This window comes from Achromobacter aegrifaciens, from assembly GCF_902859735.1.
GTDB classification, from domain to species: Bacteria; Pseudomonadota; Gammaproteobacteria; order Burkholderiales; family Burkholderiaceae_B; genus Achromobacter; species Achromobacter aegrifaciens.
In genome coordinates this window covers 124344-134762 of record NZ_CADIJY010000013.1, presented here as the reverse complement: position 1 = coordinate 134762, position 10419 = coordinate 124344, and the positions used below count along the sequence as shown (strand labels likewise).

Sequence of the window (10419 nt, the reverse complement as noted above, 5' to 3'; positions counted from 1 at the left end):
GCAGCAAAAACATCACTGCCGATGATAAACCTCGGCTCCCTTCTTAACGAACTCCACAGACTTCTCCTGCATCCCTTTCTGCAATGCATCCTTCTCGCTAACCCCCTGAGCCGCCGCATAATCCCGCACGTCCTGGGTGATCTTCATCGAGCAGAAATGCGGTCCGCACATCGAGCAGAAGTGCGCCACCTTCATCGAATCCTTCGGCAGCGTTTCGTCGTGGAATTCCTTGGCCGTGTCCGGATCCAGTCCCAGGTTGAACTGGTCGTCCCAGCGGAACTCGAAGCGCGCCTTGGACAGCGCGTTGTCGCGGATTGCCGCGCCCGGGTGGCCCTTGGCCAGGTCCGCTGCGTGGGCTGCGATCTTGTACGTGATGATGCCGTCCTTCACGTCCTTCTTGTTCGGCAGGCCCAGGTGCTCCTTGGGCGTCACATAACAGAGCATCGCCGTGCCGTACCAGCCGATCAGCGCCGCGCCGATGCCCGAGGTGATGTGGTCGTAGCCGGGGGCGATGTCGGTGGTCAGGGGGCCCAGCGTGTAGAACGGCGCCTCGTGGCAGTGTTCCAGCTGCAGCTCCATGTTTTCCTTGATCATCTGCATCGGTACGTGGCCCGGCCCTTCGATCATGACCTGCACGTCATGCTTCCACGCCACCTGCGTCAGTTCGCCCAGCGTCTTCAGCTCGGCGAATTGCGCCTCGTCGTTGGCGTCGTATCCCGAACCCGGGCGCAGGCCGTCGCCCAGCGAGAAGCTGACGTCGTAGGCCTTCATGATTTCGCAGATTTCCTCGAAACGCTCGTACAGGAAACTTTCCTTGTGGTGCGCCAGGCACCACTTGGCCATGATCGAACCGCCGCGCGAGACGATGCCGGTCATGCGGTCGGCCGTCATCGGGATGAACGGCAGACGCACGCCCGCGTGGATGGTGAAGTAGTCCACGCCCTGTTCCGCCTGCTCGATCAGCGTGTCGCGGAAAATCTCCCAGGTCAGGTCCTCGGCCTTGCCGTCGACCTTCTCCAGCGCCTGGTAGATCGGCACGGTGCCGATCGGCACGGGCGAGTTGCGGATGATCCATTCGCGCGTTTCGTGGATGTGCTTGCCGGTGGACAGATCCATGACCGTGTCGCCGCCCCAGCGGATCGCCCAGGTCATCTTTTCCACTTCCTCGCCGATGCCGGAGCTGACGGCGGAGTTGCCGATGTTGGCGTTGATCTTCACCAGGAAGTTGCGGCCGATGGCCATCGGCTCCACTTCAGGGTGGTTGATGTTGGCGGGGATGATGGCACGGCCGCGCGCGATCTCGTCGCGCACGAACTCGGGCGTGATGGCCGCGGGAATCGAGGCGCCGAAGGACTGGCCGGGATGCTGGCGCAGCAGGCGCTTGACCATCTTTTCGCCATCGGGGCCGCTTTCGCGCAACGTCTGCAGGTAGTGTTCGCGGCGCAGGCTTTCGCGGATCGCCACGTATTCCATTTCTGGCGTGATGATGCCGCGGCGCGCGTAATGCATCTGCGACACGTTGGCGCCCGACTTGGCGCGGCGCGGCGGACGCTGCAGGTCAAAGCGCATGGCCGTCAGCTTGGGATCGGTCAGGCGTTCCTTGCCGTAGTCGCTGGTCGGGCCCGACAGCACTTCCGTGTCGCCGCGCTCTTCGATCCAGCTGCGGCGCAGTTCGGGCAGGCCGCGGCGGATGTCGATCTTGGCTTCGGGGTCGGTGTAGGGGCCGCTGCAGTCATAGACCGTCAGCGGCGGGTTCTTCTCGCCACCGAACATCGTCGGCGTATCGTCCTGCTCGATCTCGCGGAACGGCACGCGGATGTCGGGGCGCGAGCCCACTTCATACACGCGGCGGGATTTGGGCAGCGGTGCGACGGCCGCCGCGTCGACTTCGGCGGTAGCGGCCAGGAATTTGGGATTGGCGTTCATGGAAAGCTCCAAGCGAGTGGTTGGAGCCGATCGGGAAGGAATTCCCGCCGCGCGCGCAAAGACGCATGGCGGGAATACGGCTCCCAGCATCGGCATTATCCGTACTGGTACGAAGGGACTCTCTCAACACGTCCGGCCATGTAGGCGGGACGAGTACCCCTGCGCGAAAGCGAAGTATAGAGGCTGGCGCGCGTTCCGACGAATCGCGCGGCTGCTGCGCCGCGTCGGCCGGAGCAGGCGGGAGCTGGTATTACCGCTTTACAATTGGATTCAGACTATGGCGACACCGTCATTCAGGTTCGGTACACTTTTCCCAGTGCCGGGGATGAAGTGCATCGCCTGGTCTTAGTCCACATTAAGAAGGAAACGAGCATGCAACTGACCCTACGCAAATTGGCGCCCGCCCTGGTAGTCGTGACGTTGGCGCTAGCGGGTTGCAAGACCGCCCCGACTAAGACGTCTGGCGATACCGCCACGCCGCAAGCAGGCCAAGAGGCCGCCAAGCCGGCAGCCGCGGCCTCGGTGGACTTCTACCTGGCGCAGAAGCAGCCTGGCGCCGGCATGCGCGAAATTGCGCTGCCTGACGGCAAGCTCTACATGCAGACCGTGCCCGTCCTGACGCGCGCCGACCTCACCGACGCCGCCGCGCTGGTGGACCGCCAGGGTCAGAACTTCGTCGGCCTGCGCTTCTCGGAAGCCGGCGCCCGCAAGCTCAATGACGTCAGCACCAAGAACGTCGGCAACATGCTGGCGCTCGTGATCGACCAGGAACTGGTCGCCGCTCCGCTGATCGGCGAACCGCTGAACCGCGGCGTGCTGGCCTTTGGCGTGGCCTCGGCCCAGGCCGCCTCGGAAATCGCAGCCAAGATCCGCGGCGACGCTGCCGTGCCGCCGGCTGGCGGCGCCGCTCCGGCTCCTGCTGCCAAGCCCTGAACAGCACAGCAAGCGACAAAAAAGCCCGGCATGCCGGGCTTTTTCATGGCCGCGCACAATGCGCGGGGGAAGGTTGATGAGGGCTTGGCGTCTTTTGCGCGGTCCCATGCGCCTAACGGTGCAGGGCGCGTAGCGCGATCTCAGGCTCGTTGGCCACGACTTTCAGCAGAGCAGCAGCTGGTCCGGTAGGAGACCGGCGCTTTTGCTCCCAGTTTTGCAAGGTGCGAACGCTGACCTGCAACGCCGCCGCAAACTCAGCTTGAGACAGCTTGGTCTGTTCGCGCACCCGCTTCACGTCCAGAGGATCAAGCGTGGATATTCTCGAAGGACGCGTCTCTCCCTTGCGTATCGCTGCCGCTTCTTTGAGACTCGCCTTCAAATCGGCGAATAACTGCCTGTCCATTTCACACGTCCTTTACCAACGCCCGCAGTTCAGAAAGTTCCGCTGAGCTCAAGTTGTCCCGCAAGTTCTTTGGGTAGGCCAACAGCATCAGAATCTGGTCGTCATCGGTGAGCCAGTAATAGATCACCCGTATCCCCCCGCTCTTGCCGATTCCCGGCCGCGCGTGGCGCACCTTTCGTATGCCGCCTCCGCCAGGAATCACATGGCCGCAGGCGGGATCCTCCAGCAGCATTTGCTGCAATTCACGATAACCATCATCTGGCAGCAGGGACGTGATTTGCCTGGCAAAGACGCTGGTTTCTATGAAAACCATGATTGGATTGTACGCCAATGGCGTAGTCGAAGTTGCACGTAATACCGCAAGCGCGCGGCGCGGAAAATCGCCGACGACTGTACGTGCTTTACCGGGAGGCAGGGGAGCTACTGCGCGATATCTGTCACTGGGATGCGCTTGGCGGGCGCGCGCTTGCGCGAGGCCGGCAAAGATAGTTTGCGATCAGCCCAGCTTGCGGCCGCGCGTCTTGGCGCCGCGACGGACGAGGATGGTTTTTTCGATGTAGGCCTGCGTGATCGATTCAAGGATCAGGCGGTCGTCGGCCGTGAGCGATTCGAACTGCGAAGGCGAAATGTTGGGGAAGGGCCAGGGCGCCATCGGACGCGGCCGGCCGCCGGGACGCGGCACGGGTTCGGCCACGCCAGGCGCGGGCAGCGTGTTGCTGAGGTCGTAGCCTTCCACGGGAAGTTCCAGCGGGCCCTTGCCGGTTTCCAGCCATTCGACCTCGACCTTCAGGACCTGCGCCAGCTTGCGGGCCGAGCGGCTTGAGTGCCGCAGGCCGCTTTCGTAGCTGCCGATGGCGCTTTGCGAAATGCGCGCAAGACGAGCGAGGTCTTTCTGCGTGTGGCCACGCAGCAGGCGCGCATGCTTCAGTCGGTCTGAGAATGTTTTCACACCGGCGATTGAAGCTTGCTGGTCACGCGCTTTGGTGGTTATAAATATTACTTAAGTGATATTTATCAAAGGTGAGCGCATGGAGCAACGAGGCAGCGTCTTCGTCGTACGGCTCGACGCAACGGCGCGCGAGGATTTCGCCGAGGCTTTGCGTCTGATGCGTTGGCAGGTCCGCGTGTTCGATTCGTCCGCTGCCGTATTGGAACACTTGCAGGCGCAGGGCGCTGATGCCCTGGTACTTTTGGGAGGTATTAAGGGTGTGCCTGGCCTCATCGCCATGCTGCGCCGGGCGGCGCCCGCTGCGGCGGTGCTGTGGCAGGCCGCGGATGCCAGTGCGTCGGATCGCATTGCTGCGCTGGATGCGGGGGCGGACGTCTGTACCCCTGCGGGCATGGACGCGCTGGAATGGGATGCTCTGCTGCGCAATCTGTATCGGCGCGCGCCGTCCACCGCCTTGCCTTGGCGACTAGACCCGCACGTGGGCGCACTGGCGGGACCGGCTGGCGAGTTCCTGCCGTTGACGGTCACCGAGCGCGCTTTTTTTGTCCGCTTGTTGAGCGCGCCGGGCTACTGCCTGCGCCGGGAATGTTTTTTCCCTGCCGGTACGCGCAAGTCCATGGAAGGGGCGCGGCGGGTGGATGTGCTCTTGTCGCGGCTGCGTAGCAAGGCGCGCCGCCTCAATATCGACTTGCCCGTGCTTGCGGTGCGGGGATGGGGCTACATCCTGCTGCCCGAAGGCGCCGCAAGAGGGCAGGGTCTCAGAGCACTACCAGGTTATCCCGATGCATGAGTTCGGGTTCGGTCATGCTGCCCAGGATGCGCGCGATCTGCGACGAAGGCTGTCGCAGGATGCGGCGGGTGTCGGCCGATGAATAGTTGATCAGGCCACGGGCGCATTCTCGGCCCTGGCCGTCCACGCAGGCGACCACGTCGCCACGGCCGAACTCGCCTTCCACCTCGGTCACGCCGATGGGCAGCAGGCTCTTTCCTTCGCGCAGCAGCGCCTGCACGGCGCCGTCATCCAGCACCACGCGTCCGCGCAGGCGCAGGTGATCGGCCAGCCATTGCTTGCGCGCGGACCACACGGGCAGCACGGCGCGCAATTCGCTGCCGATGCACTCGCCCTGGGCCAGGCGCGTAAGCACATTGCGCTCGCGGCCCGATGCGATGACGGTATGCGCGCCGCTATGCGCCGCGCGCTTGGCCGCCAGCACCTTGGTCAGCATGCCGCCGGTGCCGATGCCGCTGCCCGCGCCGCCGGCCATGGCTTCCAGCGCGGGGTCGCCTGCCTGGGCATGCGACATGAACTTGGCGTCGGGATTCTTGCGCGGATCGGAGTCGTACAGGCCGCGTTGATCGGTCAGGATGATCAGCGTGTCGGCTTCGATCAGATTGGTGACCAGCGCGCCCAGGGTGTCGTTGTCGCCCAGCCGGATTTCGTCGGTGACGACCGTGTCGTTTTCGTTCACGATCGGCACCACGCCCAGGCGCAGCAGCGCGAACAGCGTGCTGCGCGCGTTCAGGTAGCGGTGGCGGTCGGCCAGGTCTTCGTGCGTCAGCAGGATTTGCGCGGTGCGCAGGCCGTATTCGGCGAAGGCCGCTTCGTAGGCCTGGCACAGGCCCATCTGGCCCACGGCCGCGGCTGCCTGCAGTTCGTGCATGACCGACGGGCGTTTGCGCCAGCCCAGGCGCGCCATGCCTTCGGCGATGGCGCCGCTGGAGACCAGCACGATCTGCTTGCCCTGCTTGTGCAGGGCGGCGATCTGCGCGGCCCAGTGCGCCACGGCGGCGCGGTCCAGGCCTCGGCCTTCGTTGGTGACCAGCGACGAGCCGACTTTGGCGACGAGACGCTGGGCGTTGGTGACGACGGAAACGGCGGGTGTTTCAGCAGACATGATGGCGGCCGGCTGCGGCGAGAAAAAGGCGTAATCGTAAGGACTGCGATTATGGCTTATTCGTCGTCGCCGCGCGGCGCGGGGCGCTGGTCGGCGGTCGAGCGCTTGTCGTCGAAGCGCGGGTCCGGCGCGACATAGTTCTCTTCGGCCTGGTCTTGCGACAGGTGTTCCTTTTCGCGTTCGGCGTCCAGGTAGTCCTGCAGCGCATAGATCAGGTCTTGCGTGCCTTCGCCCGACAGGCCGGAAATGCCGAACACCGGGCCCTTCCAGTCGTAGAGTTCAAGGAAGCGGCGCTTGGTGTCCTCGGGATCGGGCACCATGTCCAGCTTGTTCAGGACCAGCCAGCGCGGCTTGGCGGCCAGTTCCGGATCGTAGCGGCGCAGTTCCTCGACGATGGCGCGCGCGTCGACCACGGCCTGCTCGACCGGATCCGCGTCCGGGTCGGGCGTGGAGACGTCCACCAGATGCAGCAGCACGCGGGTGCGCGCCAGGTGGCGCAGGAACAGGTGGCCCAGGCCGGCGCCTTCGGAGGCGCCTTCGATCAGGCCGGGAATGTCGGCCACGACGAAGCTGCGCGACGGCGAGGTGCGCACCACGCCCAGGTTGGGGTGCAGCGTGGTGAAGGGGTAGTCCGCGATCTTCGGCTTGGCATTGGAGATGCGCGTGATCAGCGTGGACTTGCCGGCGTTGGGCAGGCCCAGCAGGCCCACGTCCGCCAGCACCTTCAGTTCCATGCGCAGGTAGCGGTGTTCGCCTTCCTTGCCGGGCGTCCACTGGCGGGGCGCGCGGTTCACGCTCGACTTGAAATGGATATTGCCCATGCCGCCCTGGCCGCCTGCGGCCAGCACCACCTTCTGGTCGTGCTGGTTGAGGTCGAACAGGATTTCGCCGGTGTCGGCGTCATGGATGATGGTGCCCACCGGCACGCGCAGCGTGATGTCCGGAGCGGCCGCGCCGTACTGGTCCGAGCCGCGGCCGTTTTCGCCGTTCTTGGCGCGGTGCAGGCGCGCATAGCGGTAGTCGATCAGCGTGTTGATGTTGCGGTCAGCCACGGCATAGATGGTGCCACCGCGTCCGCCGTCGCCGCCGTCCGGGCCGCCTCTGGGAATGAATTTTTCGCGGCGAAAGCTCGCCACGCCATTGCCGCCTTTGCCGGCGACGACTTCGATGGTGGCTTCGTCTACGAATTTCATGATGTCCGCGCGTGTAGTGGTAAGGAGTGGGGCGGGGCCGTCATTCGGCGCCGCCGGGAGGCAGGGGCCGGAACCGTCCGGCTGCTGCCCGAAATCTGGAAAAGCTTAAAACAAAAAAGCCCTGCCGCATGCGACAGGGCTTTTGCCGTTCTGGAACGCGGCGAACCGCGTTGCTGACCGTGCTGGTCCGATTACTCGGCAGCGACGATCGAAACGGTCTGCTTGTTCAACGCGCCCTTGAAGCCGAATTGAACCTTGCCGTCGATCAGCGCGAACAGGGTGTGATCCTTGCCCATGCCGACGTTCACGCCAGCGTGGAAGCGCGTGCCGCGCTGACGCACGATGATCGAACCAGCGGGAATCAATTCGCCGCCGAATGCCTTGACGCCCAGACGCTTCGATTCTGAGTCGCGTCCGTTCCGCGTAGAGCCGCCGCCCTTTTTCTGTGCCATGTTTAGCTCCTGCTAAGTGGTACCGAGTCGCTTCTTAAGCCGTGATGGCTTCGATGCGGATTTCGGTGTAGTTCTGACGGTGGCCCTGACGCTTCTGGTAGTGCTTGCGACGGCGCATCTTGAAGATCTTGACCTTGTCGTGGCGGCCTTGCGCAAGAACCGTTGCCTTGACCACGGCGCCGGAGACGAGGGGCGTGCCAACTTTCAGTTGGTCGCCTTCGCCCACGGACAGCACTTGGTCCAGGGTGATTTCTTGCCCAATGTCTGCCGGTATCTGTTCTATCTTGAGTTTTTCGCCAGCGGCAACGCGATACTGCTTGCCACCGGTTTTTACGACCGCGTACATGGGGGATTCCTTAAATAGGTAAATGGGTTCATCTGCGCTGCCTGCCCTGCTGGGCGGGATTGCCGCTCTGGCGGGCGCTTTCTTCTCCTGGCGCCAGAGCCTGGCAAGAGAGGGAAAGGCCTTGATGCCTGGGAAAGCAGAACCTTCCTTGGCACCCAGAGGGGTGACGCAAATGCAACCGACGTAATTCGGGCATTGCTGACCGAATCCGGAATATTAGCCCGGGACTTTCAGAAAGTCAAAAAGCCGTTGCAGGCTAAGGGCTTAGGTGTCGCATGCGCGCTTCAAGCGCCGGGGATCACCCGCAGGGCGATGTCCCGCGCCACGAGGCGGATGCCCGCAATGACGTCATGGCGGTGCGTCTCGTCCAGCCGGTCGGTGGGGATCGACGTGCTGACGGCCACCCGCTTGCCCTGCGGCGTCATGCCCACGTAGGCGGCATAGCAGACCAGGCCTGTCGCCACTTCCTCCAGATCCTGCGCGAGGCCTGTGCTGCGCACCTGGGCCAGTTCCTGATCGAGCGCGGCGCGGGTGGCGAGGCTGCGCTCGGTGACGCGCGGCAGCGTATCCGGCACGCGGGCGGCCAGGTCTTCGGGCGGCAGGCTGGCCAGCAACGCCTTGCCCAGCGCGCAGGCGTGCGCCGGCAGGCGCAGGCCCAGGTCCGACACCAGTCGCACCGGGCGGCGCGCGTCTTCGCGGGCCAGGTAGACCACGTCGAAGCCATCCAGCGTCGCCAGTTGCACCACTTCGTTGTGCCGCGCCACGAAAGCGCCCGCGGCAGCCTGGAACGCCGCCTGCAGCCCGTCCTGGCGCAGATAGGCATGGCCCAGCGCCATCAGTTCGATGCCGATGACGTAGCCGCCATCACGGCGCTCGATCCAGCGGCGCTGTTCCAGGCAATCCAGCAGCAGATAGAGGGTGCTGCGGGCGAGCTGGCAGGATTCGGCCAGCTCGGATGCCTTGACCGGCGTGTTGCGGCCGGCCAGCACTTGCAGGATGTCGTGCGTGCGGCGGATGGCGGGGACGTCGTGTACGGTTGCCATGCTCTATTTGTCCAACATATTGGACATAAATTCATGATGTTGGACATGATAATGGAAGTCTCCTAGACTGCCCCGCACATCATTCGAACAAGGCGAGGAGACTCATGGACCAAGCAAAGGCGCTGCCCGTCGATCTGGAACAGGCGTTGCTGGTGGGGCGGGTGTGGAGGCCGGGGCATGGTCCCAGCGTCGTGGCGGTGCGCCGCGGCGAGGTGATCGACATCACGGCGGCCGCGTCCACTATGGCGGACCTGCTGGACCGTCCCGACCGCGTGGCGCTCGCCGCCAGCGCCGCCGGCGAGTCGCTGGGCGATGTGCATGCCCTGATGGCAGCCAGCTTGGCAGGCCGGGAGGGCTTGCGCCTGCTGGCGCCTTGCGACTTGCAGCCCGTCAAGGCGGCGGGCGTCACCTTCGCCATCAGCCTGCTGGAACGCATGATCGAGGAAGAGGCCGGCGGCGATGCCAGCCGCGCCGAGGAAATCCGCGTCCGCATGCAGGCGCTGATCGGCTCGGACCTGTCCCGCCTGCGGCCGGGCTCGCCCGAAGCTGCCAAACTGAAGGCCGAGCTGACCGAGCGCGGCCAGTGGTCGCAATACCTGGAGGTGGGCATAGGTCCGGACGCCGAGATTTTCTCCAAGGCGCCGCCCATGGCGTCGGTGGGGACGGGTGCGCATATCGGCGTGCTGCCCGAATCCCGCTGGAACAATCCCGAACCCGAGATCGTGCTGGCGGTGGACAGTCGCGGCGAGGTCGTCGGCGCCACGTTGGGCAACGACGTCAACCTGCGCGACATCGAAGGCCGCAGCGCCTTGTTGCTGACCAAGGCCAAGGACAACAACGGCTCTTGCGCCATCGGTCCCTTCATTCGCCTGTTCGACGGGGACTTCAGCCTGGACAGCGTGCGCCAGGCCGATGTGTCCTTGCGCATCGAGGGCCTGGACGGCTTCGTGCTGGACGGCGTGAGCCACATGCGCGAGATCAGCCGCGATCCGCTGGACCTGGCGCGCCAGGCCTGCGGCAAGCATCATCAGTACCCGGACGGCTTCATGCTGTTCCTGGGCACCATGTTCTCGCCCACCCAGGACCGCATGGGCCCGGGCACCGGCTTCACCCACAAGCTGGGCGACCGCGTCGTGATCGCGTCCGAGCGCCTGGGCGCGCTGGTCAACGAAGTGCGTCTGGCCACCGAGATCGAGCCCTGGACCTTCGGGGTGCGCGCACTTTACGCCAGCTTGGCCGCGCGCGGCCTGCCGAGGCAAGGCGCCTGATCCGCTGCAGG

At 64.8% G+C, this 10419-nt stretch carries 12 protein-coding genes; 3 read left to right on the top strand and 9 right to left on the bottom strand.

Annotated elements, in window-relative coordinates; translation table 11 throughout:
- Positions 1-12: 12 nt before the first annotated feature.
- The gene (gene thiC / locus HV766_RS25365) at positions 13-1926 is read right to left on the bottom strand and encodes a phosphomethylpyrimidine synthase ThiC (protein WP_175182051.1); all 1914 of its coding nucleotides are present in this window, start codon (positions 1924-1926) and stop codon (positions 13-15) included.
- A 372-nt stretch (positions 1927-2298) separates the two neighbouring features.
- On the opposite strand from thiC, the gene HV766_RS25360 reads away from it, so the two are divergent.
- Positions 2299-2859 carry a SecDF P1 head subdomain-containing protein gene (locus tag HV766_RS25360; RefSeq protein ID WP_054457711.1) on the top strand — a complete coding sequence of 187 codons (561 nt, stop codon included), beginning with the start codon at positions 2299-2301 and terminating at the stop codon, positions 2857-2859.
- 112 nt (positions 2860-2971) lie between these two features.
- On the opposite strand, the gene nadS is transcribed toward HV766_RS25360, so the two are convergent.
- The 3 genes from nadS to HV766_RS25345 all read right to left on the bottom strand — a co-directional run bounded on the left by nadS (position 2972) and on the right by HV766_RS25345 (position 4211).
- The gene (nadS, locus tag HV766_RS25355) at positions 2972-3262 is read right to left on the bottom strand and encodes a NadS family protein (protein ID WP_119450206.1); all 291 of its coding nucleotides are present in this window, start codon (positions 3260-3262) and stop codon (positions 2972-2974) included.
- A gap of 1 nt (position 3263) precedes the next feature.
- On the bottom strand, positions 3264-3575 hold the full coding sequence (locus HV766_RS25350) for a type II toxin-antitoxin system RelE/ParE family toxin (protein WP_175182050.1): 312 nt from the start codon (positions 3573-3575) through the stop codon (positions 3264-3266).
- 183 nt (positions 3576-3758) lie between these two features.
- Positions 3759-4211, bottom strand: a complete 453-nt coding sequence (locus HV766_RS25345; RefSeq protein ID WP_054457708.1) for a helix-turn-helix domain-containing protein — start codon at positions 4209-4211, stop codon at positions 3759-3761.
- A gap of 79 nt (positions 4212-4290) precedes the next feature.
- On the opposite strand from HV766_RS25345, the gene HV766_RS25340 reads away from it, so the two are divergent.
- Positions 4291-5001, top strand: coding sequence for a response regulator transcription factor (locus HV766_RS25340; protein ID WP_119450207.1), 711 nt, complete (start codon positions 4291-4293; stop codon positions 4999-5001).
- Here HV766_RS25340 and proB read toward each other — a convergent pair.
- The 5 genes from proB to HV766_RS25315 all read right to left on the bottom strand — a co-directional run bounded on the left by proB (position 4970) and on the right by HV766_RS25315 (position 9140).
- Positions 4970-6106 carry a glutamate 5-kinase gene (gene proB, locus HV766_RS25335; RefSeq protein ID WP_054457706.1) on the bottom strand — a complete coding sequence of 379 codons (1137 nt, stop codon included), beginning with the start codon at positions 6104-6106 and terminating at the stop codon, positions 4970-4972. The two genes, HV766_RS25340 and proB, sit on opposite strands and share 32 nt — an antisense overlap.
- 56 nt (positions 6107-6162) lie before the next feature.
- On the bottom strand, positions 6163-7299 hold the full coding sequence (gene obgE, locus HV766_RS25330) for a GTPase ObgE (RefSeq protein WP_054457705.1): 1137 nt from the start codon (positions 7297-7299) through the stop codon (positions 6163-6165).
- 191 nt (positions 7300-7490) lie between these two features.
- Positions 7491-7751: a 50S ribosomal protein L27 gene (gene rpmA / locus HV766_RS25325; protein WP_006216229.1), complete on the bottom strand. Its 261-nt coding sequence runs from the start codon at positions 7749-7751 to the stop codon at positions 7491-7493.
- Positions 7752-7785: 34 nt separating this feature from the next.
- Positions 7786-8097 carry a 50S ribosomal protein L21 gene (rplU, locus tag HV766_RS25320; protein WP_006216228.1) on the bottom strand — a complete coding sequence of 104 codons (312 nt, stop codon included), beginning with the start codon at positions 8095-8097 and terminating at the stop codon, positions 7786-7788.
- 284 nt (positions 8098-8381) lie between these two features.
- Positions 8382-9140 carry an IclR family transcriptional regulator gene (locus tag HV766_RS25315; RefSeq protein WP_054457704.1) on the bottom strand — a complete coding sequence of 253 codons (759 nt, stop codon included), beginning with the start codon at positions 9138-9140 and terminating at the stop codon, positions 8382-8384.
- A gap of 104 nt (positions 9141-9244) precedes the next feature.
- On the opposite strand from HV766_RS25315, the gene HV766_RS25310 reads away from it, so the two are divergent.
- Positions 9245-10408, top strand: coding sequence for a fumarylacetoacetate hydrolase family protein (locus HV766_RS25310; protein ID WP_054457703.1), 1164 nt, complete (start codon positions 9245-9247; stop codon positions 10406-10408).
- The last annotated feature ends 11 nt before the right edge of the window (positions 10409-10419 follow it).